Annotated in this window: 20 protein-coding genes; 15 read left to right on the forward strand and 5 right to left on the reverse strand. The window is 41.6% G+C overall.

The annotated features are described in order from the left end of the window. Positions 1-324, forward strand: a complete 324-nt coding sequence (locus ACM0OR_RS10080; RefSeq protein WP_414576113.1) for an NIPSNAP family protein — start codon at positions 1-3, stop codon at positions 322-324. Positions 325-447: 123 nt separating this feature from the next. On the opposite strand, the gene ACM0OR_RS10085 is transcribed toward ACM0OR_RS10080, so the two are convergent. After that, on the reverse strand, positions 448-960 hold the full coding sequence (locus ACM0OR_RS10085; RefSeq protein WP_190699780.1) for a TIGR02652 family protein: 513 nt from the start codon (positions 958-960) through the stop codon (positions 448-450). A gap of 238 nt (positions 961-1,198) precedes the next feature. Here ACM0OR_RS10085 and ACM0OR_RS10090 point away from each other — a divergent pair, with 238 nt between their 5' ends. From ACM0OR_RS10090 to ACM0OR_RS10115, 6 genes are all read left to right on the forward strand, one after another. Then, a complete protein-coding gene (locus tag ACM0OR_RS10090; RefSeq protein ID WP_414576114.1) occupies positions 1,199-1,723 on the forward strand; it encodes a gamma carbonic anhydrase family protein in 525 nt (174 codons plus the stop codon). A 182-nt stretch (positions 1,724-1,905) separates the two neighbouring features. Continuing rightward, a complete protein-coding gene (locus ACM0OR_RS10095) occupies positions 1,906-2,031 on the forward strand; it encodes a photosystem II protein Y (RefSeq protein WP_414576115.1) in 126 nt (41 codons plus the stop codon). A 224-nt stretch (positions 2,032-2,255) separates the two neighbouring features. Beyond that, entirely contained in the window at positions 2,256-3,023 is a 768-nt protein-coding gene (locus ACM0OR_RS10100; RefSeq protein ID WP_414576116.1) for a Uma2 family endonuclease, read from the forward strand. A 237-nt stretch (positions 3,024-3,260) separates the two neighbouring features. Then, positions 3,261-4,508, forward strand: coding sequence for a bifunctional folylpolyglutamate synthase/dihydrofolate synthase (locus tag ACM0OR_RS10105; protein WP_414576117.1), 1,248 nt, complete (start codon positions 3,261-3,263; stop codon positions 4,506-4,508). Positions 4,509-5,154: 646 nt separating this feature from the next. Next, positions 5,155-6,330: an FIST signal transduction protein gene (locus tag ACM0OR_RS10110; RefSeq protein ID WP_414576118.1), complete on the forward strand. Its 1,176-nt coding sequence runs from the start codon at positions 5,155-5,157 to the stop codon at positions 6,328-6,330. Positions 6,331-6,336: 6 nt separating this feature from the next. After that, entirely contained in the window at positions 6,337-7,419 is a 1,083-nt protein-coding gene (locus ACM0OR_RS10115) for a sensor histidine kinase (RefSeq protein ID WP_414576119.1), read from the forward strand. A gap of 383 nt (positions 7,420-7,802) precedes the next feature. On the opposite strand, the gene ACM0OR_RS10120 is transcribed toward ACM0OR_RS10115, so the two are convergent. Continuing rightward, entirely contained in the window at positions 7,803-9,101 is a 1,299-nt protein-coding gene (locus ACM0OR_RS10120; RefSeq protein WP_414576146.1) for an ABC transporter substrate-binding protein, read from the reverse strand. Between the two features lie 272 nt (positions 9,102-9,373). On the opposite strand from ACM0OR_RS10120, the gene pilM reads away from it, so the two are divergent. From pilM to ACM0OR_RS10145, 5 genes are all read left to right on the forward strand, one after another. Beyond that, entirely contained in the window at positions 9,374-10,483 is a 1,110-nt protein-coding gene (gene pilM, locus ACM0OR_RS10125; protein ID WP_414576120.1) for a type IV pilus assembly protein PilM, read from the forward strand. 4 nt (positions 10,484-10,487) lie between these two features. After that, the gene (locus ACM0OR_RS10130; protein WP_414576121.1) at positions 10,488-11,249 is read left to right on the forward strand and encodes a PilN domain-containing protein; all 762 of its coding nucleotides are present in this window, start codon (positions 10,488-10,490) and stop codon (positions 11,247-11,249) included. Then, positions 11,246-12,007 carry a pilus assembly protein PilO gene (locus tag ACM0OR_RS10135; RefSeq protein ID WP_323265431.1) on the forward strand — a complete coding sequence of 254 codons (762 nt, stop codon included), beginning with the start codon at positions 11,246-11,248 and terminating at the stop codon, positions 12,005-12,007. Before ACM0OR_RS10130 ends, ACM0OR_RS10135 begins: the two co-directional genes overlap by 4 nt. 222 nt (positions 12,008-12,229) lie before the next feature. Next, positions 12,230-14,611: an AMIN domain-containing protein gene (locus ACM0OR_RS10140; protein ID WP_414576122.1), complete on the forward strand. Its 2,382-nt coding sequence runs from the start codon at positions 12,230-12,232 to the stop codon at positions 14,609-14,611. Between the two features lie 518 nt (positions 14,612-15,129). Continuing rightward, positions 15,130-15,771 (forward strand): Uma2 family endonuclease, encoded by a 642-nt coding sequence (locus ACM0OR_RS10145; protein ID WP_414576123.1) that lies wholly within the window; start codon positions 15,130-15,132, stop codon positions 15,769-15,771. 186 nt (positions 15,772-15,957) lie between these two features. Here ACM0OR_RS10145 and ACM0OR_RS10150 read toward each other — a convergent pair whose 3' ends face one another. Both ACM0OR_RS10150 and ACM0OR_RS10155 read right to left on the reverse strand, forming a co-directional pair. Next, on the reverse strand, positions 15,958-16,188 hold the full coding sequence (locus ACM0OR_RS10150) for a type II toxin-antitoxin system HicA family toxin (protein WP_414576124.1): 231 nt from the start codon (positions 16,186-16,188) through the stop codon (positions 15,958-15,960). Continuing rightward, complete coding sequence (locus tag ACM0OR_RS10155; protein WP_414576125.1) at positions 16,185-16,424, reverse strand: type II toxin-antitoxin system HicB family antitoxin; 240 nt, start codon at positions 16,422-16,424, stop codon at positions 16,185-16,187. The genes ACM0OR_RS10150 and ACM0OR_RS10155 overlap by 4 nt, the downstream gene beginning before the upstream one ends. A gap of 981 nt (positions 16,425-17,405) precedes the next feature. Here ACM0OR_RS10155 and ACM0OR_RS10160 point away from each other — a divergent pair. The 3 genes from ACM0OR_RS10160 (at position 17,406) to ACM0OR_RS10170 (ending at position 20,414) form a co-directional block, all read left to right on the forward strand. Further along, the gene (locus tag ACM0OR_RS10160) at positions 17,406-17,696 is read left to right on the forward strand and encodes an HU family DNA-binding protein (RefSeq protein ID WP_190699735.1); all 291 of its coding nucleotides are present in this window, start codon (positions 17,406-17,408) and stop codon (positions 17,694-17,696) included. Between the two features lie 20 nt (positions 17,697-17,716). Next, a complete protein-coding gene (cobD, locus tag ACM0OR_RS10165) occupies positions 17,717-18,862 on the forward strand; it encodes a threonine-phosphate decarboxylase CobD (RefSeq protein ID WP_414576126.1) in 1,146 nt (381 codons plus the stop codon). A gap of 97 nt (positions 18,863-18,959) precedes the next feature. Then, positions 18,960-20,414, forward strand: a complete 1,455-nt coding sequence (locus ACM0OR_RS10170; RefSeq protein ID WP_414576127.1) for a dihydrolipoyl dehydrogenase family protein — start codon at positions 18,960-18,962, stop codon at positions 20,412-20,414. A gap of 84 nt (positions 20,415-20,498) precedes the next feature. Here ACM0OR_RS10170 and ACM0OR_RS10175 read toward each other — a convergent pair whose 3' ends face one another. Continuing rightward, the gene (locus tag ACM0OR_RS10175; protein ID WP_414576128.1) at positions 20,499-21,866 is read right to left on the reverse strand and encodes a cytochrome P450; all 1,368 of its coding nucleotides are present in this window, start codon (positions 21,864-21,866) and stop codon (positions 20,499-20,501) included. Positions 21,867-21,940: the final 74 nt, after the last annotated feature.

Consider the following 21,940-nt stretch of genomic DNA (forward strand, 5'->3'; position numbering starts at 1 on the left):
ATGATTACTTGCTATTTGCGTTACGTTATCGACCCCGATAAAATTTCGGATTTTGAAGCATACGGACTTATGTGGATTCCGTTGGTGGAAAAATTCGGTGGAAAGCATCACGGCTATTTTCTTCCACATGAAGGAGCTAATAATATTGCCCTAGCTCTGTTCAGTTTTCCTAGCCTTGCGGCATACGAGCGATACCGGATAGATTCCCAGCATGATCCAGCTTGTCACGAAGCGTATGAATTTGCGCGCCAAACAAAGTGCATTATTAGTTATGAGCGATCATTTATGCGTCCCGTTTTAGGCGATGTTAATAATTTTAAATAAAAAAGCAGAATATCATCCTTGATTTACAGGCATTTCAGCGATTCAAACAGGTAACTTATTATTGCGGAATGCCTTAGTCATTGGTCATTAGTTAATTGACGGATGACTAATGACCAATAACCATTACTCAAACAATCTGAAATAAGGGTAGCGCACGGGAACACCCGGTTCTTTATCTAAATCGAAATTAATCACTTCCCAGCAATCATCTTCGGCTGTTTCGGGACTAAATTCGACAGGTAAGCCGTATAATCTTGCAGATGATGTTTCCTGCTGTCCAGAACGCCAAGGTGTGCTGCGTTCTAGATAGCCACTCATCAACTCCTGATAACGTCTGGCGATGATCACTCGTGTTGCTCGATAGCCTTGGGTGTATAACTTATCTAAGGCTTCGTGGATTTCAAAGCGAATGCCATCAGGATGAGTGTGCTGTCTATACCACTCATTGTTCCACCTCCGCCAATGTCGCCCAGACTGTAGATGAACTAACTCTCCAGTTTTGGGATTAGCTTCAAATGCGCCATGACGGGGGCATAAATAGGTATCAGTTAGTGTCAGTGCCGGGATTGTTTGGCGACAATGGGGACACTGTATGTCAGCCCCAAACATAGGGTACTGCAAGCCTGGATTCATCATGAAGTGCGTACAAACATAGTTTCGTCTTCACCAGCACCAGAGGGTTGGATTTTACACTTCGGCTCTACCAATCCGAGAGTTTTATTCACTGCCGCACATGAACAATGTGAAGCAAGAACAATTTTCACTTTTGTCTTCCTCCACTTGGAGGATTGACGCTGTGATATTCTGGTTTTGCAACCAGGCTCTCAGGATGGAGTTTCTCCAGTGTTCCTGGGTACCATATTCCTATTCTATCGTGTCTATCTCTTCTTACTGGCCTTCTCCCGATTTTTCTCAAGCCGCCTTCATTGCATCCAATGCGGTTGTTATGGGTTCGGTCAACATAGCAACCGGAGTCAGCATCTGGTATGGAGCAGTAGTGAGGGCGGATGTAGAACGCATTGACATTGGCGAATGCACAAATATTCAAGACGGGGCTATTTTACACGGTGATCCTGGTTTGCCCACAATTTTAGAAGATCATGTGACTATAGGACATCGTGCTGTAGTCCATTCTGCCCACATTGAACGCGGCAGTTTAATTGGCATCGGCGCAGTGGTTTTAGATGGAGTCAGAGTAGGATCTGGTAGCATCATTGGTGCTGGTGCAGTAGTAACCAAGAATATACCCCCCTTATCTCTAGTTGTGGGCATTCCCGGCAAAGTTTTACGTCCAGTTACACCAGCCGAAGCCGCAGAACTTATCGAACACGCCGAACGTTACAAAAAGTTAGCCTTAGTACACGCTGGTAAGGGAACGGATATTGGGTTTAATTCGTAAGGGTTTAGAGGTGTAGGGGTGAAGGAAAATCCCATTCCTAATGTCCAATTCCCATTGACTTTTGACTAACTACTTAAACTTTCTTTACAAAAGTAGCTAGCAAAATTGCCCACTTCAGCTAAAAATAAAAATGAGAGTAGTTGACAAAACTTTAATTTCTACTTGATAGAGGGGTACTAGAAATGGATGTTGATTTTCGTGTAGTGATTGTTTTAGCACCAGTTGCTGTTGCTGCTGGTTGGGCTGCATTTAATATTGGTGCTGCGGCTATCAGACAAGTTCAAAACTTTTTGAATAGAGAAGCCTAAACTCTAGTTTAAGATTAATAATTTAACCGACTGTTATCTTTACGGAAACAGTCGGTTTTGTTGATTTTGGGTACTGGAAATTTTAGATTTTAGATTTGGATTGAATAATCTAAAATCCACTCATTGAAAAGCTGGGGACTGGTTTTACTCGTTGTACTTAGAAATACTGGATTAGCTGTACCAATTGAGTGATACAATATAAAGAAACTGCAAAAACCTAGCTTATGGTAGCCCAAATCACGCCACTAGATATTTGTTGGCAACCATTGCCTGATGATTTTCAGCTAGAGGATGAACCAGTGGAAAATACAGGTCAGCCAATCTTGGCTGGTGCTTTGCGTGAAAGCTTAGAAATTAGTGGGTTCATCCAAGAGCAAATGTTAATCGCATCGAATTTTGCGATTTGTGCCACAGTCAATGGGCAATTTATTGCTAAAGCACCAGATTGGGTGTACATTCCCCGTGTAAATCAAATGGTGGGCGATCGCACCAGCTATACTCCTTACTTAGAAGGAGAAATCCCGGCGATAGTCATGGAATTTTTATCCCAGACCGAAGGGGAAGAGTATTCATCAAAGCGCACCTACCCGCCGGGGAAGTGGTTTTTCTACGAACAAATTTTACAAGTTCCCATTTACATCATTTTTGATCCAGATGGTGGATTGTTGGAGTTTCATCAACTAGAAAATGGACGCTATGAGTTAAAGCAACCAGATGAGAATGGTCGCCATTGGATAGCAACTATGGGATTATTTTTAGGAACTTGGCGTGGGACGAAAGAGGGGAGAACTGGTTATTGGTTGCGATGGTGGGATGAATCGGGTAATTTGTTACCTTGGGCTGTAGAGATGGTAGAACAGGAACGACAGCGTGCGCAACAAGCCCAGGAACTAGCTGAACAGGAACGCCTGCAAAAAGAACGCTTAATAGCTTATTTACAATCGCAAGGGATTGATCCTACTAGTTTACTCACAGATGAAACAGAAGGTTAGGCTTTTGTTGCATTTTCGGGGTTGTTTGTAGGCGCGAGATAAGGTACTTCCAGATAAAAAAATATCCAAAATGTAGGGTGCGTCAGTTTGAGAAAACTTAACTATACCCAGAAGTTATTCGTACTGACGCACCCTACCAACCCTAGCTTATGTTTGATACTTGTAAGTGTTTATTCTCAACTCTATCCATCAAGAGTATTTAATAATGCCAAAGTATTTTCAGCCAATATCCTCATCGTGAATATAGATTCTCTACTGCAATCATTTCAACATTTTGGCGTTAACCTGGGACTTTCGCGCATTAACGGACTCTTAGCTAATTTGGGCAACCCTCATCACCAAGTCAGTGTGATTCATGTTGCGGGGACAAATGGCAAAGGTTCTGTCTGCGCTTATTTGTCCTCTGTGCTGACTCAAGCAGGTTATCGTACAGGACGCTACACTTCTCCCCATCTAGTGAATTGGACAGAACGTATCTGTCTGAATGAGCAGCAAATTTCTGCTGAGAAGTTTTGCGAATTATTGCTACAAGTTAAGTCCGCTATTAACTCGGATGATTCCCCGACTCAATTTGAAATCATTACCGCCGCAGCTTGGTTGTATTTTGCCCAGCAGCAAGTTGACATAGCCGTGATAGAGGTGGGACTGGGGGGACGCTTGGATGCGACTAATGTGATATCTGAGCCGCTTGTGACGGTGATTACCTCCATTAGCCGGGAACATTGGCAGCAACTAGGTTCTACTGTGGCTGAAATTGCTAGAGAAAAAGCGGGTATTCTTAAGCCTGGATGTCCGGCTGTAGTTGGGACATTACCATCGGATGCTCAACAAGTTGTGCGATCGCTCGCTCAAGAATTACAATGTCCATTAATTACGCCACAACCTGCCCAACAGATAACTCCAGGATGGGCGGAGTATCAATCAATTCACCATTCAAAATTAATTAAATATCCTTTACCTTTACAGGGGCAAATTCAGTTAAATAATTCCGCCTTGGCTTTAGCTACTTTAGAAATACTGCAACAAAAAGGTTGGCAGATTTCTGAGAAAGCAATTATCAACGGTATGGCTAAAACTAAATGGCCAGGGCGGATGCAATGGGTTAATTGGCATCAACACAAGTTATTAATTGATGGCGCACATAATCCAGCCGCCGCTCAGGTTTTACGTAATTATGTAGATACTTTCAATACTCAAAATCTAACTTGGGTGATGGGGATGCTATCTACTAAAGACCATGCCGATATTTTTAAAGTTTTATTAAAACCGAATGACAGATTATATTTAGTACCAGTACCAGATAATAATTCAGCCAATCCCATAGAATTAGCAAAAATAGCTTGTGATATTTGCCCAGATTTACAACTTTGTCAAGCTTATCCAGATTTAATATCATCACTAACAGCAGCCATTTCTACATCAGATAGTTTAGTGGTTTTGTGCGGTTCTCTTTATTTAGTAGGAAATTTTTTAGGTAAAATATAACTTCTCTAGTCAGAACCTTCAGAACCTCGCTTTCTTAAGGAAGATAGGGTTCTTGACTCTAATGAATAATTAATAAATATCTCCCCCTCCTAACTCTCCACTCACCACTTCCTACTCCCAAGCTTTATTAAAAATTTGTATCAGCCCTGTTCATCTCTCCTGATTTTTGGGAAATCTGAATTTAGTAGTAGAAATTCCAAAGTTAGGTTTGGCTCATAAGTATGTTGATTGATCAACCTGTTTACCTACATATAGAAATCCTGAATCATATGTATAAACTTTTAAGTAATGTAGTAATTTAGGGTGGTTTTTAATGGGCAGAAACTACCCTAATAAGTATCTTTAAAAAAGAAAATCGGACTACTATAGCAAGCCGTACAACAGAATGTGTAAATCATAAGTCAGAAGTAAAATAGGCTTTGAATCTGCATAAACACTGAATAAGAAATATCTAGACAACTACAGCATTTATCTAATAATTCGATAAAGATAATGATGCAAATAAGTATAAAAACGGAGAAGTGAATACTTTTGCCGAGTAAGTTTTTGAAGAAATTAGATGAAATTGGTTTGATGTAACCATAAATTCCACCTTGACGGTAGGAGACAAATAAATTAATTCTTGGTTAATTAAGGGGATAAAGAAATGCTAAAAGTTATTCTTGGACATAGTGATGATCCTGATGCTCAAGGAGCAATTGAAGAAGTTTTAGAACAATGTGTTAGTGATTTAAGTAATCTAGTAGACATTCCACCCAAGGCGGGTATTTTATTTGCAGCTATTGATTTTGATCATGCTTTGATTCTGAAAGAAATTAACCAAGTATTTCCAGGAATTGACTTAATTGGTTGTACTACAGATGGTGAGATATCTTCAATTTTAGGGTTTCAGCAAGATTCTTTGACACTAATGCTTTTTTGCTCTGATACTGTAGAAATTCGTGCTGGTGTCGGATATGGAGTCAAAGAAAACCCCTTAACTGCGGCTCACCAAGCTGTGCATCAAGCAACTGAGAACTGCAAAACATCTGCTAAATTATGTATACCTTTACCAGCTAGTTATCTAGTAGATGGTTCAACTACCAATGGGGGGTTAATTCTCGAAGGATTGAAGTTAGCTTTAGGTTCTCAGACACCAATTTTAGGTGGGACAGCCGGAGATCAATTTAGATTTCAAACTACTTATCAATTTTTCCGCAACGAAGTTTTGACAGATGCTTTACCCATTCTGATTTTTTCTGGAGATATTCTATTGTCATATGGTACTGGCTGCGGCTGGAAACCAATTGGACGTAAGAGTATTGTTACGAAAGCTCAGGGAACAGTCCTTTATGAAATTGATGGTGTATCAGCACTAGAATTTTATCAGCGATATTTAGGCGATCGCCACCCAACAGCGGAAAATCCTTTAGCAGTGTATGAAGGAGATAGCGATCGCTATTATATGCGAGTCCCTAATACCTGTGATCTGCAAACTGGCAGTATCAATTTTTTGGGGGATGTACCAGAACAAGCCATAGTTCAGATGACAGACTTCAATCGCGATGAAATTCTTCATAGCGTTAAGACTTCACTTCAGACTGCCTTGGAACGGTATCCTGGAACTGAACCAGATGCCATCTTACTATTCTCCTGTTGTTGTCGTCGTTGGCTATTAGGCACAAAAGCTAAAGAAGAATATCAATTTGTCAAAACAGAACTCGCCAAAGCAATACCCATATGTGGATTCTATACCTACGGTGAATTTGCACCCCTAGAAGCACAGGGTTCAACTTACTATCACCAAGAGACGTTTGTTACCCTGCTGCTAGGAACAAAATAAAGGGTTATGCAAGATATAGACTACGAGAGCAGACTCAAGGAATTAGAAAAAACTGTGCGGATTCTCAAAAAAAAACTAGAGCGTTCTGAAGTTGATCGTGAGCAATTGGAGAATGCTAGTGAATTGAGAGAAGCAGTCCTCAAAAATGTCATTCGAGAGCTGGAAGAATCACAAACTGCTTTAGAAAATCGGAGTAAAGAACTAGAAACTACTCTTGGTAATCTCAAAGCTTTACAACTCAAACTAGTGGCATCTGAGAAAATGTCTGCTCTTGGAGTTTTAGTTGCAGGGATTGCTCACGAAATTAATAACCCAGTCAGTTTTATTTACGGTAATTTGAATCATGCTAACAATTATTTTCAAGATTTGCTAAGTTTAGTAGAAATTTATCAGAAGTATTACCCTAAACCAGTAGCTGCAATTAAACAAAAAATCCGAGAAATTGAACTTGACTTTCTCAAGGAAGATTCGGAAAAACTTTTCCAATCTATGACAGGAGGTGCAGAACGCATTTGTGATATTGTTAAATCACTGCGGACATTTTCCCGCCTAGATGAAGCCGAATTTAAAGCAGTCAATATTCATGATGGTATTGATAGCACATTAGTAATTTTAAATAACCGTCTCAAACCATCACCTGATAATTTATATGGTATTAAAATTATTCGTAACTATGGAAAATTACCATTAGTAGAATGTTATGCTGGACAACTTAATCAAGTGTTTATGAATATCCTGGCTAATGCAACTGATGCTTTAGACGAGAAAGTGATCAAGCATAAACAAAAGCAGAATCAAGATTTACTAAATCCTAAAATTGATATTTGTACTAAAGTAATTGATCATGATTGGGTAGAAATTAGTATTGCTGATAATGGTCTAGGAATTGACGAGCAAGTACAGACAAAATTATTTGACCCATTTTTTACAACCAAAGATGTTGGTAAAGGCACAGGCTTGGGTTTATCTATTAGCTACCGAATTATTATTGAATTGCATGGTGGTAAATTGAAATGCCATTCAACACCAGGAGGAGGCGCAACATTTGTCATTCAAATTCCTATTCGACAATCTAAAATTAATTCGTAATTCGTAATTCGTAATTCGTAATTCGTAATGGGCTAACGCCCCGCTCCGCTCTAAGAGGGTGTTTGAAAAGTCCCCTTTTATGTCATGCTGACGAAGGAAGCATCCCAGTATAACGGTGAAAACGCGGATTCTTCCTTCCGCAAAGCTCCACTCAGAATGACAAAGGATACCTGATAAAACTTTTCAAACAGCCTCTAAACGCAGCTATGCCGCAGGCTTTACGTAATTCGTAATTGATCAACAGTGAACAGTCATCAGTTGCTTAATGACTGTTCACTGTTGTAACTCCCCAGTTCCCAGCTTTTCAATGAGTGGATTTGCAATTGTGGATTTTAAATTATTCAATCTAAAATCCACAATCTAAAATTCTTAGTCCTTAGTCCCTAACGATTATTCCATTCTTGTGCCGCATCTTCTACTGCTTTATCTACAGTTTTTTCTCCTAACATTGCTGCTTGTAAGTTTTCGTAAATCGCTTTTTGCAGCTTTTTAATATCTTTCAATCCTGGAGTTAAAATTTCTGCTTGTTGCAGTTGTTGTGCGCTGACAACTCTGGCTTTTTCTACTGTGGAAGCATTAGCTGGAATATCTTTAAAGTAACTATCAGCTAGTGCTTTAGTTGTCGATGGTAGAACATTCGCCGCTTTGGCAAAGGCTAATTGATTCTCATCATTAGTGAGGAATAAACCAAATTTCACCGCCGCATCTGGTTGTTTTGTATCGCGGGGAATCACAATATTCATCACAGCGACATTTTTTTTGCCTGTGTCACCAGTAAGTTGGGGAGAAATTGCTGAAGCTTGAGCAATTTTAGGTGCATTGTTGGCGATAGTTTTGAGAAACTCTGGCCCGGAAGCCAAGAAAGCTGTCTCACCAGATTGGTATAAATCAATGGCGTGGCGATGTCCTTGTGTCAGTGCTTCTTTTGGTAATAACCCTTTTTTATAAAGTTCTACCCAATACTGAAACGCTGCTTTACCTTGAGGCGTGTTAAAAGCTGCTTTTCCCTCAGCGTCTACTAGGGCGACTCCCATCTGCACCAATGATTGCAGCACTTCACCGGAATCCTGCGGGACAAAAGTCACAAAAAAGGCGTATTTCCCCGTCTTATCTTTAATTTGTTGCGCTTCTTGTGCTAATTCTGCGTAAGTAGTGGGTGGTTTATTAATACCTGCCTGTTTTAATAAATCGGTGTTATAAATGGTTAACCTTGTGGTGAGATACCAGGGAATTCCAAAACTTTTACCATTGAGTGTGCTGGCTTTCCAAATATTCGGAAGATAGGAGGAACGGGCTTCCTGTGGGATTTTTGCATCCAAATCTAACCAGGCATTTCGACCTGCTAATTGAGCAGCAAAGTCTGGATTGAGGTTAACAACATCAGGTGGCGTTTTTGCGGAGACAGCTGTTAAGATTTTGTTCTCCATCGCCGCCCAAGGGACATCAACCCAGTTTACCTTTATACCTGGATTTTGTGACTCAAAGTTGTTAATTAGGCTTTGGAAGTAGTTTGTAAATTGAGGTTGGAGTTGCATAGTCCAAAACTCAATATTTGCTGTTCCAGAAGCAGCTTGTTGAGTATTTGTATTAGTTTTTCCGGTGCTGCAACTGACAACCCAACTAGTCAGTAATCCTAACATTACCAGAGCGACTAGTTGTTTAAATTTTTGTACTTGAATCATTTTACCAGTATTTTTACGCTTGATTAGGTTCAAAAGCTTATGCAGAATTGTCGAGATTATAGACTTAAAAGGAACAGTTGTGAGTGGTGTTTAGCGGTAGCGCGGCGTTGATTCAATGTCCTGAGTAATTTAGGGTGGGTAAAAAAAGCTAGGTGTATTTCTAAGTTTGGTCAAAAGTTTATAGCCGACGTGACTAATAAACGTTGACCATTGACTAATGACTACTTAAGTGTGAAGCAAAGTTTCAATTTTACAGTTTGGCGGGCATTACTGTGGTGAAAAGTTTTAGTAGTCTGTTTGGCAAATCTCATAGAGGGGTGGGTGTTGAAATAGCACCGGAACGAGTGAATGTAGTCCAACTACGCAAGCAACGCCAGGGTTTGAAAATCGAATCTTTCACATCAGTACCAGTTCCAGAAGGAATTGTTAGTGATGGTCAAATTACTGACCCCCCAGCAATGGCGCAATTGATTCAACAGGCCTTAGCTGAAAGTAAAATCAAGACTTCTCGTGTGGCGACTGGTGTCCCAGGACGTGATTCGATTGTACGGATTATTCCTGTACCAGCAGAGTTGGACGATCGGGAACTCCGGGATATGGTGTTGAACCACGAAGCAGGGTTGTATTTACCCTATCCCCGTGAGGAGGCTGACGTAGATTATCAAAAACTTGGGTACTTTGTAGATGAGGACGGTATTGAAAAGGTACAGGTGTTATTAGTTGCTACTCGTAAGGAGGTGACAGATACATATATTCGTACCTTTGAGCAGGCAGGATTGCAAATTAATGTTTTAGAGATTAACAGTTTTGCACTGATTCGGACAATTCGCGATCGCCATTTGCGAGAATTAAGTCCACAAGAAGCAGCCGTTTTGGTTGACATCGAGTTCGACAGTACAGAAATAGCGATCGTCGTAAACGGTATACCCCAATTTTCCCGGACTGTGCCTATTGGTACATACCAAATGCAAATGGCTTTAGCTAGAGCCATGAGCCTACCTACATCACGGGATATGGAACTGTTATATGAAATGAAAATTCCATTAACTCCCATAGACGGTGATAAAACTGGGGTGACAGAAGCTGACCCAGGGATGGCTGGGGTGTTGCGAATCTTGGGAGAACTCACTGATGAGCTACGCCGCTCTATAGATTTTTACTTAAATCAAAGTGAAAACTTAGAGGTAGCACAGATTTTCTTAGCTGGCCCTGGAGGTGGATTACAACAGTTAGATGAATTCTTTACACAAAGACTAAGTATACCTACTAGCCAAATAGATCCTATTGGGTCTTTGTCGTTGCAAGTTGATCAAGGAAATTACCCCGCAACACAGCGTTCTGGTTTAGGCATAATCCTTGGTTTAGGAATGCGGGAGGTGTAATAAAATGTACAGTTTAGATATTAACTTTCTTAAGGATCGTCCAGCCTACCAGCCCAAACTTGATAAAAAATCAGGAATTAAACTGCCAACTGGAAATTTAACACCAGTGTATATAGGGGTGGTTCTGGGTCTAGGTTGTCCTGTTTTGGTAGGTGCTGGGTTGTGGTTTTTGCAAGCTAAAACTAGTGAGCTAGAACAAGCGATCGCCCAACTAGAAGAACAAAGTAAAAAATTAGACGCAGAAATCAGCAATATTAACCAAATCAAGGCACAGACATCCGCCGTTAAAGCGGAAACCCAAAGTCTAGTTACCGTCTTTGACCAAATTCGACCTTGGTCAGCCATGTTAGAAGATTTGCGCGATCGCATCCCCGCGACAGTGCAAATTGAAAATGTCAGGCAAATTCCCCCAGCCGCCGCAGTAGAAGGACAACCTTCTCCTAATCCCGCAGGTGGAATAGAAATCACCGGATTGGCTCGCTCTTTTGACAATGTGAACGACTTTTTATTAAGTCTGCAACAGTCGCGGTTCTTAAAGTCTTCCGCAAGCAGGATTATTACAGCTACTTTAGTAGATGCACCAGTACAAGCAACAGCTAGAAATGGTGTAACAATTAAACCACCCCAAGTAGTCAAATATACGATTCAATCGAGCCTCAGTGATGTTCCAGCTTCGGAATTGATTCGGGAATTAGAGCAAAAAGGCACAGTGGGACTAGTAACCCGAATTCGCAGTATGCAACAAACAGGAGTCATTACACGATGACGCTGAGTGAAGATTTAAATTTTGCCGAACACGCTGGAGAGCTAGATTCAGAGCCAACTTACCCTGTTGTTTTTGGTATCAGCTTTACACCCAAAATCATTGGTATTTTGGTGGGGGTCGTAGGTCTGGCAGGAGCTATGTATATGCTGCTCAATATGCTAATGCCCGCTTGGGACAGCTATCAGCAAAAGCAAGGACAAAATGACGAACTCCAAGGACAAATCCAGCAAAAGCAGGCTACTATCAAACAGATTGGTAAGGTTAAAGAAGAGCTAGCCCAAGCAAAACAGCAAAAACAACAGGTTTTAGCTTTATTTTCTGACGAGAAAACCTTAGATACCTTACTGTTAGATATAAATCGTTTAGTAGAGTCTGGTAGTTCTCCAACTCCCCTAAATGCAGTGAGAGCCAAACTACAAAAGTTTGTACCAACTACAGATAAACCAGAAATTGTTACCGATAGTTCCCTGGGAGCATCCGTCAACGGCAAGCTCAAACGCAGTAGCATTAATGTCGAAATCGTTGGTACTTATGAACAAACCCAATCTATTATTCGGAATATAGAGCGTTTACAGCCATTACTAATAGTTAAAGACTATCAATCAGCATTAGCAAATATACAAGCTACAGATCCATCTGGCAAACCTCTACGGAGGGTAGGGGCTGCACCAATTACTACATCTTTCCAATTACAAGCATTAATGCCGCTTAATTCAGAAGATGCAGCTGCTGCGGCTAAAGCGGCAACTAAGAAGTAGTTAGAGGCTACGGGCTTTTAGTTTGGGTTAAGATCCCCCCGCCTGCGGCGACCCCCTTAAAAAGTGGGTAAAAGAGGGTTAGAAGCCCCTTTAAAGAAGGTTAGAAGTCCCCCTTTTTAAGAGTCTTAGAAGCCCCTTTTATTAAGGGGGTTTGGGGGGATCTTAACCCAACCTATACTCTATTTTTCAATTTTGAATTGCTTATTAAGTGAGGAATGAACTGTGAAACAGTTTCACGGTAATAATTTTATTTTGGGTACGGCTGCTTTATCTTTTCTGGCAGCACAACCAGTATTAGCACAAATTACACAAGTTAGTGAAGTCAAGTTAGCTCCCGTTAATGGGGGCGTTAGCGTGACTCTCAAAACTTCTGCCGGCTCGCGTCCACAAGTTTTTACGACGAAACGAGGTAAGGCTTTAGTTTCAGATATTATCAACACCCAACTGCGTTTAAAGCAAGGGAATAATTTCCGCCAAGAAAAACCGGCGGCGGGAATTGCTTCTGTTGAAGTTGTGCAACTTGATGCTAATAGTATCCGGGTGATAGTGACTGGTGATAATGATGCCCCTGGTGGTCAACCTGTAGTCAGGAAATCAGATGCAATTACCCTCGGCTATACTCCATCAACAGGGACTACAGCATCAGCACCAATTACCCCTACACCACCTGCGACTACTCCACCTCCTGGGGCTATGGTTGCTCAACCAGGTGCAGTTCCAAATGTGCTTGTACCTAACCCGGAAATCACAATTGATGGTAAACCAGCACAACCTGCTGGTGTCGGTCAACCTGTCAGCCAAGCCCCGCCATTCTTACCCAGAGCCGTCGCCCCGCCAGTCGGGGATATTGCGATTTCTGCTACCGATGCGTCCCCTAGCACCATAGATTTAGGTACACAGGAACGTGTACCTCGTTTAGTCTTGCGGGATGCACCAGTCCGTGAGGTTTTATCGCTGCTGGCTCGTGCTGCTAATCTCAACTTGGCTTATATCGGTGATGGTGATAGTAAAGCTGCACCCGGAGGGCAAGGAATATCTCAAACAATCTCTTTAGATATAGAAAATGAGCCTGTGCAAGATGTGTTTAACTATGTCTTGCGTCTGAGTGGTTTAGAAGCTAACCGCAGCAATAGGACTATTTTTGTTGGGCCGAAACTACCTAACTCAACGCGTGATGTGATTATGCGTAGCTTGAGGCTCAATCAGGTAAATGTCGGGGTTGCTTTAAACTTTTTGGTTGGCTTGGGAGCTGAAACTGCCGTCAGTAGGGAACGCCAAGTAACTAACGTAAATGCTGTACCTGTTGGTACTGGAGTTGCTCCTATTACCCAAACGCAGACGACGACAGAAACTAGAGTAGAAACTCAAAGGATTGATTTTAAAGACTCTAGTCCATTACTTCGAGGTTTACAAGCATTAGGTGATGAGCGTACCAATGCGCTGACCTTAATTGGCCCCCCTAGGTTAGTTGAGATGGCGATGAATCAATTAACTCAGCTTGATATTCGTCGTCGTCAAGCGGTAGTTAATGTCAAGATTATCGATGTTAACCTGACAGGAAATCAAGACTACAACGCCAGCGTTTCCTTTGGTATTGGTAATAATTACTTCTCTACGGATAGTGGTGCAGCATCTCTGAATTTTGGTGGTTCTAGGCCAGCTACTAGTACGGAAGCAAGAAATAGTGTAACTAGTACACCTACAACAACTAATCCACTTAGTAATACTAATATTTTCCTAGATCCTAACAATCCAAATATAGGAGTACCTAGTGCTGGCGTAAACACTAATCCAACACAACCAGGACTTACAGCATTTACTGAAGCAACTCCAGGAACAGTTACAGCTGTACCAACTCAATTTGATCCTGTTACTGGTGAACCAACTCAATTTAGTCGTCAGGTGACTGGTGGTACTCCTGCTCAATACACATATAGTTTGCCCACTATCTACCAGTTTCCTAAGCGTCTTCTTGCTAGTTTGCAAGCACAAGTTACAAATGGTAACGCCAAGATTTTGACTGACCCAACTTTAATTGTGCAAGAAGGTCAAACAGCTAATGTCAAACTAACTCAGGAAGTAGTAGGAAACATCACGAGCGAAACTACTCGCGGTGATGGTACTTCTACACAAACAGTTACAGCTGAAAAAACAGATGTAGGTTTAACCTTGGCCGTCAAACTAGATAGGATTGACGACAATGGTTTTGTTTCTTTATCAGTAGCTCCTGTCGTCAAAGCACCCCAATCTTCTGCTGTACTCAATGTTTCAGGTAATAGTCAAACAATATTTTTGGTATCTGAACGCTCCCTTAATTCTGGACTGATTCGCTTGCGAGATGGTCAAACACTCATTCTCTCAGGCATTATTCAAGACCAAGACCGAGCAAGTGTATCTAAGATTCCTATTTTGGGGGATCTTCCACTGATTGGTTCACTGTTTAGAAGAACAAACAGAACCAATGAACGCAGAGAGGTAATTATATTACTCACACCTCAAGTTATGGATGATTCTGAAAACTCTGCTTACGGCTATAATTACAGCCCTAGCCCACAGGTGCGGCAAATGCTTGAGCGTCGTGGTTTGGGTACGCCTAAGCGATAATACCAATTCGTAATTCGTAATTCGTAATTCAAAAAAGTCAGATGTATCTAAGTTTTGGGTTGATATCTGTTGGCTGATTTTGGCGAATTGGTATCAGGAAGAAAATGCAATCTACTAGATAAACCACAAGCTTTTAAGCTTTGTGGTATTTTTTTTGATAGCCCTGAAAACAAAAAGCTGTGCCATCTATATTCTTAGGGAACACAAAAAAATAAATTATCCGCAATTGATGGTTGGGTAGGGTGCGTCAGTGCGATAGAACCTAACTATACTCAGAAATTATTCATACTGACGCACCCTACACCCGCATTTCTCGCAAACAGTAGGGGCGGGTTCACAGATATGCTCGAATCATTCATGACTATTTCGCTCAAAGAGTCCCTACGGACTCTGGACTGAGGTTGCAATAATTGGTGAGAAATCCGGGTAACACACCCTACAATTTTGGTGAGCAAACCAACTACTGCAAAATATGCCAAACTCTTGGTATCAGCCAATATCCTGGGGAGAAATCAACTATGGTGGCGATAACACAACCAGCAGAAACTAGAACTTTACTCCACAACATCAGCTGGCAAACTTTTAAAACTATGCTCCTGGAGATGGGAACAGAGCGCAATTCCCGACTAGCTTACGAAAATGGAATAGTAGAAATTATGTCCCCACTCATGCCACACGAAAACTCCAACCGCCTTATAGAGGTATTTGTTGGTGTCCTTTGTGAAGAATTTGGTTTAGAGATTAAACGTTCTGGCTCTCTGACTTTAACGCGGGATGATTTAGAACGGGGGGCAGAGCCAGATAGTAGCTACTACATCCAAAATGAAGCTTTAGTGAGAAATAAAGAAAATATTGACCTAGCTACTGACCCTCCGCCTGATTTGGTGCTAGAGGTGGAATATTCTCGCTCTGCAATAGACAAATTGAAGTTGTATGCAGCGATGGGAGTTCCTGAGTTTTGGCGTTATAACGGCAGTACATTAAGAATTTATACGCTTGTAGGTAGGCAATATTCAGAAGTACAAATGAGCATGACTTTTGCATCTGTGTCGGTGAGGGAGATTCCCCAGTTTGTTGTAGCAGCTAAACAGAATGGGGAAGTTTCTACTACTCGTGCTTTTCGTGCTTGGGTGAAGGGGAAACTTTCCTCAGTGGATTAAGATGCTTGCACGCCACCCCTAGCCCCTACTAAGCGAGGCTTGTACACACCAATTCATCAAGTGTTTTAGCGTTAGCTTACCATAGGCGATGGCTTCCAGCCGACCGAAGGTCATCGCCATTGTATATTTGTGGAGAATCGGAGCAATCTAGATGATGAGTTCTATGCTTGAATTACCTTTCACATATTATTTTTGTAACAACTCAAAAAATGTTTCTTTATCAATGCCAATGTCTTGAATCATTCCCATTAGAGTACCTTGTTTTAGGTCTTTTCCAGAATGAATCAGAACGACAACTCGACTCCCCTGGACATTCTTGTAAATGGCATGGCTACCCTTTTGACGATCAAGATAAAAACCTAATTTTTCAACTACTTTAACAAAATCTTTAGCTTCGACACTAGGAAAATTACTCATATTAAGATGCTTAATGGCTTAACAATTAAATCTTCTTTAGGGATAGGTTGATGTTCAGCCATTAAACTTTCAAGATATAATTCAATAGCTTCTGTAATATTCTCAACAGCTTCTTCAAAAGTGTCACCTTGAGAATGACAGCCCTTGAGAACAGGACAAAAAGCGTGATAGCCACCATCTTGTTCTTTTTCTAGAAGAACCGTATAGTTATAGACTTGCTTACTGTTATTTTCCATATATTCCACCTGTTTTGAAAGCTACTATTTTTAGCTTAGACCGTTTCTGTTAAAACTCACTGTAACGCACCTTGACATTGAGTTTTATCAATACGCAACGCTACCGCGAACAGGAAGCAAGCTACGCTTTTGACTCGCGTAATTCCCCTCCCTGCTTCGCTCCCTACGGTGTACACACAAGTCTGATCACCTCATCCCCTATTGTTTCGATCCCCCCTAACCCCCCTTAAAAAAGGGGGAATTAGAATCAAAGTCCCCCTTTTGAAGGAGGATTTAGGGGGATAAAACCACATTTTGCACTCAGCATAGAGATGTGTGTACACCGTAGGCTTCGCTCCCGGAAGGGGAATTACGCAAAACGGTTAAAACTACTATGAACTTGTAGTCAAGTCGCTTCTCTACGTTCCCTGCGGGACGCTAGCGCGAACGCGGAAGTGTGTCGTTCGCGCTAGCGTTGCCTAGCAAAGACAGACGCAACGTGTTAAGCATTGGCGCAGCCTTTACGCTCCAATTCAAAATTCTTGCATTAAAGACAATTTTAGTGTAGACCTTAGCCGAAGGGAGGAGAGAAATTGTGATGGTATGCGATCGCTTATGGCGGGGCGCAGCCCATCGCGTCAGAAAAATTAATTAAAACGCTCTACTGACTTTTTATTTCTTTACTTTTAACTTGTGACTTAATTCTAACCAGGGCTTTCACTAAGTATTTATTCCTACTTTTGGGGTGGTTTTGAGTGCAACAATCACCCAAAAAATAAAAAAAATGCCGAAATCTATATAAATTAATGGTTTCATCTATCCACTTCTGGCTGGAACACCTTAGAATGATTCATTGAAAAGTCGAGCCGATGGGATTTACAGACATTTTGAGTAGAAATACTCCCTAAGGACGATTTTTGTGTTCTGTAAAACAGAGATTTAAGTAAAGATGCTACACAGTGCATCTAGAAAAAATCTCAACTAAAAATTAAGGAGTTCCAAATGAACAAGGGTGAATTGGTTGATGCCGTATCTGAAAAGGCTAGTGTGACTAAGAAGCAAGCTGATGCTGTCTTAACTGCTGCTTTGGAAACGATTATTGAAGCTGTTTCCTCTGGCGATAAGGTGACACTGGTAGGTTTTGGCTCTTTTGAATCACGGGAACGCAAGGCTCGTGAAGGTCGTAACCCCAAAACTAACGAAAAGATGGAAATTCCCGCGACTAGAGTTCCTGCTTTCTCTGCTGGTAAGCTATTTAGAGAAAGAGTTGCGCCCCCAAAAGCGCAGGCGTAACTGTTAGGAATTTTGATTTGATGCGGCAACCGGCTCATGGGGGAAATTTAGCTTGGGCAGCAGCACTGGCTGGCTGTCCGGCTGATGCTATTGTGGATTTTTCTGCGAGTATCAGCCCCTTAGGCCCACCCAAAAGTGCGATCGCTGCTATTCAATCGCAAATGGGTAATCTCAGGCACTATCCAGACCCAGATTACAGTGACCTGAGATTAGCCCTGGGTGACTTCCATCAACTGCCACCAGAGTGGATTCTGCCGGGCAACGGTTCAGCAGAATTACTGACTTTGGCAGGTAGAGAATTAGCAGAATTGGCCGCAACCTTGTTAATCACTCCAGCTTTTGGCGACTACTACCGCACTCTGGCGGCGTACAACGCTAAAGTTCTGGAGTTTTCCCTTCTTAGTGCTGAGGAACGAGTGCTGTTAGCGGTAGCGCGGCGTTTAGCCGGTTATGAGTTAAAGCAATTACTCAGCACTCAGCACCGGCTACCGCTAACAGCACCCTTCACTGACTGCGCTCTCTTACTGAATAATCCCCACAACCCGACAGGTAAACTATTCTCAAGGGAGGCGATTTTACCTTACTTGGAAGAGTTTGCTTTGGTGTTGGTGGATGAGGCTTTTATGGATTTTGTGCCTCCTGATGAGGAACAAAGCCTGATTTCGCTGGTGCAGGAGTATCCCAACTTGGTAGTGTTGCGATCGCTCACGAAATTTTACAGTCTTCCTGGCCTGAGAATGGGATATGCGATCGCTCACCCTGATCGCCTCCAAAAATGGCAGTCATGGCGTGACCCCTGGCCTGTGAACACCTTGGCAGCAGCAGCGGCCGTTGCGTGTCTCCAGGATACGGAGTTTCAAGCAGAAACTTGGCAATGGCTACCGCCGACACGTCAGCAAATGTTTGAAGGTTTAGCCGCCATCCCTGGATTACAACCCCAACCCAGTGCTGCTAACTTTTTACTGGTGGAGACACAACAATCGAGTATGCAGTTACAGCAACAATTACTCCAGCATCACCAGATTTTAATCCGCGATTGTCTCAGTTTTAAAGAATTAGGCGATCGTTTTTTCCGCGTAGCCGTCCGTTCTAAGTCTGACAACCAACATCTGTTAACGGCGTTACACTTAGTGCTGAGTGAGGGAGTGCTGAGTGCTGAGTTGTGAGTGCTGAGTTGTGAGTTGTGTTAGCGGTAGCGGGGCGTTTAGTTCGTGCTGAGTAAGTAATTATTGAATTTTTAATTTTTAATTGGAGCGAAGCGACTTGAGTAATGACTACGATATTGTAATTATTGGCGGTAGTCTGGCTGGACGCTATGCAGCTTTATTTGCTACGAAACTCAAAGCTAAAGTTGCTTTAGTAGAATCTAGAGTAGACCACGGATTAATTTATCATCAGGCTATCGGCAAAATTGCTAATCTTGCTCAGTCTGGAGATGATTTGGCTGGTTTTGGTATTCACGTTACAAATGCTGCTAATGCCAAAAAATACCCAATTTCTGTGAATTGGACAGACGCAATGCTGTACGCTCATGGTGTTGTGTCTAATATCCAAGAACAGACCTCTCCGGCTGTATTAGCTGCGGCGGGGGTTGATGTGATTTTTGGTAGTGGTCAATTTTCAACGTCTCCTGATTTGGCATTTGCTGTGAATCAACGCTTACTGCGGGGACGCACTTATTTACTGGCTAGTGGTTCTCGCCCTGCCATTCCAGAGATTGAGGGGTTACAAGCCACTGGCTATTTGACTCTAGCTAATATTTGGCAGGCTTTTAAAGCACCTATACCGCCCCAGGATTGGGTAATTTTGGGTGGTGTTCCCCAAAGTATTGAAGTTGCTCAAACTCTTGTCAAACTGGGTTGTAGTGTGAATTTGGTGGTTAAGTATCCTTACCTGTTATCGTCTGTTGACCCAGAAATTTCCCAGTTGCTACAGGCGCAGTTAGAAGCTGAGGGTGTACGTATTTTCACAGAGAAAGGAGTGACTCAAGTCAGGCGAATTGATGGTAAAAAATGGATTCAAGTTGGAGATAAAGCTATTGAGGTGGATGAAATTTTAGTCGCGACAGAACAACAACCAAATATTGAATCATTAAATTTAGCAGATGCAGGTGTGAAATTGCATCAGCAGCGTTTATTAATTAATGAAAAATTGCAAACTACTAACCACCGAATTTATGCTTGTGGAGACGTAATTGGTGGCTATGATTTTGCTAATATCTCTCAATATGAAGCGAGAATTGCTATAAAAAATGCTCTATTTTTACCTAGATTGAAAGTTAATTACTGTAACATACCCTGGGCAATATTTTCTCAGCCAACGCTGACACGAGTAGGTTTAACACAAGCGCAAGCACAACGCCGATTTGAACGCAAAGAAATTTTAGTTTTGCGACACTATTATAAATTAGTAACAGCAGCCCAAATAGAAAATCAAATTACAGGTGTTTGTAAATTAATTGTGTTACGCAACGGCGAAATTTTAGGAGCTACGATATTAGGAACATCTGCTAGAGAATTAATTAATCTAATTGCTTTAGCAATGGCTCAAAAAATCCGCGTCAAGCATTTAGCAGATTTATCTCCTATTTATCCCAGCTTTGCAGAAATTTTAGAGCAAACAGCCACTGAATGGAGTAACCAGAAATTACATAGTAATATAGCGTGGCAAGAGTGGTTAGAAGGGTTCTTTTATTTTCGGCGCAATTGGAATCTGTAAACTACCCACACTTTACCGTCAGGTCAGTGTGGGCTTTTAGTAGCCCTGAACTATCTATACTGAGAATCACTCCAGCTTAACTAACTACACCTCAACAGCAGACCTTTCCACCCTTTGTCTTTGTCTAGTTGCAATTAACCACTTACCGCCAGAAGGTGCTAAAGTTACCCCTCGACGAACAGGTTTAACTGGATAATTCTCCACTAATTTTAAATCGACTTGAGATAATATCGTCGCCAACACTAACTTCATTTCAAACAGCGCAAAAGCCATACCTAAACAACGCCGATTACTACCACCAAAAGGTAGATATTCATACAGTGAATATTGCTTTCCTAAAAACCTTTCTGGCTGGAATTGTTCAGGTTGGTGATATAAATCTGGACGGCGATGAATTGCATAAATACAGCCGACTAACATTGTTCCCGGCTCAAATTGATGACCCATAATTTCTATAGGTGACTTGACAATGCGCGGGATGGTAATCATCCCGATGGGATAAATGCGGAGTGTCTCTTGACATACAGCCGTCAAATAAGGAAGGCGAGTGATTTCATTCAAATCTGCATTGTTAAAACTATCTAACTCAGCTAAAAGTTTTGCTCGAACTGGCGGTAGATGATGAATCCAATATAATGCCCATGTTAACGCTGAGGCTGTAGTTTCATGACCGGCGACGAGTAGAGTCATTAATTCATCACGTAACTCTGCATTAGTCATGGCTTCACCATTTTCATCACGAGCTGACATCATTAAGGAGAGGATATCGCTACGGGATGAGTCTGGATTATCTCTGCGCTCTTTAATTTCCGCATAAAGTAGTTGGTCAATTTCTTGTCTTTGACGCAGGAAATTACCCCAAGGACTCCAGCGACCTAAATCTATCCGTAATGCAGGGAAAAATGATAATGAAGAACGTAAGGAAGAAGATGTTAACTCCAAGATAGAACACAAGCCTTTTTGCAACTGTGTATAACGTTCGCCTTCATGTAAACCAAACACTGCTTGCAAAATTACCCGTAGCGTAATTTCCTGCATGGAATCACGCACAGAAAAAGGTGCGTCAATTTGCCAATTACTGATCACATCCTTGGTAATTTTAGTAATTATATCACCGTAGACTTTCATGCGATCGCCATGAAAAGGAGGCGTTAATAATTTTCGCTGGCGTTGATGAGTTGCACCCGATAGTAGTAATAAAGAATTATCCCCTAATAAGGGTTGTAAAAGTTGGGCTGTAGCTCTAGAATCTAACTTCTCTAAATGAGTGGTAAAAATCTCCTGGACTGCTTGGGGATGGCTTAAAAATACTATTGGCTGTTTGTTAGTTAGCCATAGTGTAAAAAAATCACCATGAGCTTTGGTAGCTGCTTCCATTAGCTGCAATGGGTTGTAAATCCACTGCAACAGCTGCATAAATTTTGGCATTTTGGGACTATCGGGAAATTGCATGACTAATGCTCCTCTTCACACTATTCATCCTAGGCTAGCAAAATTAGAAAAAACTGGAAAATTTTTCATAAAAT

The sequence above is a fragment of the Anabaena sp. CCY 9402-a genome, from assembly GCF_963920945.1.
In the GTDB taxonomy this organism is placed as follows: Bacteria; Cyanobacteriota; Cyanobacteriia; order Cyanobacteriales; family Nostocaceae; genus Trichormus; species Trichormus minutissimus.

Bases quoted from the DNA above. Each gene is read 5' to 3' on its own strand.
- ACM0OR_RS10080 (WP_414576113.1), top strand. From the start codon at position 1: ATGATTACTTGCTATTTGCGTTACGTTATCGACCCCGATAAAATTTCG.
- ACM0OR_RS10085 (WP_190699780.1), bottom strand. From the start codon at position 960: ATGATGAATCCAGGCTTGCAGTACCCTATGTTTGGGGCTGACATACAG.
- ACM0OR_RS10135 (WP_323265431.1), top strand. From the start codon at position 11,246: ATGACGCTGAGTGAAGATTTAAATTTTGCCGAACACGCTGGAGAGCTA.
- ACM0OR_RS10100 (WP_414576116.1), top strand. From the start codon at position 2,256: ATGGTAGCCCAAATCACGCCACTAGATATTTGTTGGCAACCATTGCCT.
- ACM0OR_RS10160 (WP_190699735.1), top strand. From the start codon at position 17,406: ATGAACAAGGGTGAATTGGTTGATGCCGTATCTGAAAAGGCTAGTGTG.
- ACM0OR_RS10145 (WP_414576123.1), top strand. From the start codon at position 15,130: ATGGTGGCGATAACACAACCAGCAGAAACTAGAACTTTACTCCACAAC.
- ACM0OR_RS10130 (WP_414576121.1), top strand. From the start codon at position 10,488: ATGTACAGTTTAGATATTAACTTTCTTAAGGATCGTCCAGCCTACCAG.
- ACM0OR_RS10095 (WP_414576115.1), top strand. From the start codon at position 1,906: ATGGATGTTGATTTTCGTGTAGTGATTGTTTTAGCACCAGTTGCTGTT.
- ACM0OR_RS10115 (WP_414576119.1), top strand. From the start codon at position 6,337: ATGCAAGATATAGACTACGAGAGCAGACTCAAGGAATTAGAAAAAACT.
- ACM0OR_RS10155 (WP_414576125.1), bottom strand. From the start codon at position 16,424: ATGGAAAATAACAGTAAGCAAGTCTATAACTATACGGTTCTTCTAGAA.
- cobD (WP_414576126.1), top strand. From the start codon at position 17,717: ATGCGGCAACCGGCTCATGGGGGAAATTTAGCTTGGGCAGCAGCACTG.
- ACM0OR_RS10120 (WP_414576146.1), bottom strand. From the start codon at position 9,101: ATGATTCAAGTACAAAAATTTAAACAACTAGTCGCTCTGGTAATGTTA.
- ACM0OR_RS10110 (WP_414576118.1), top strand. From the start codon at position 5,155: ATGCTAAAAGTTATTCTTGGACATAGTGATGATCCTGATGCTCAAGGA.
- ACM0OR_RS10150 (WP_414576124.1), bottom strand. From the start codon at position 16,188: ATGAGTAATTTTCCTAGTGTCGAAGCTAAAGATTTTGTTAAAGTAGTT.
- ACM0OR_RS10175 (WP_414576128.1), bottom strand. From the start codon at position 21,866: ATGCAATTTCCCGATAGTCCCAAAATGCCAAAATTTATGCAGCTGTTG.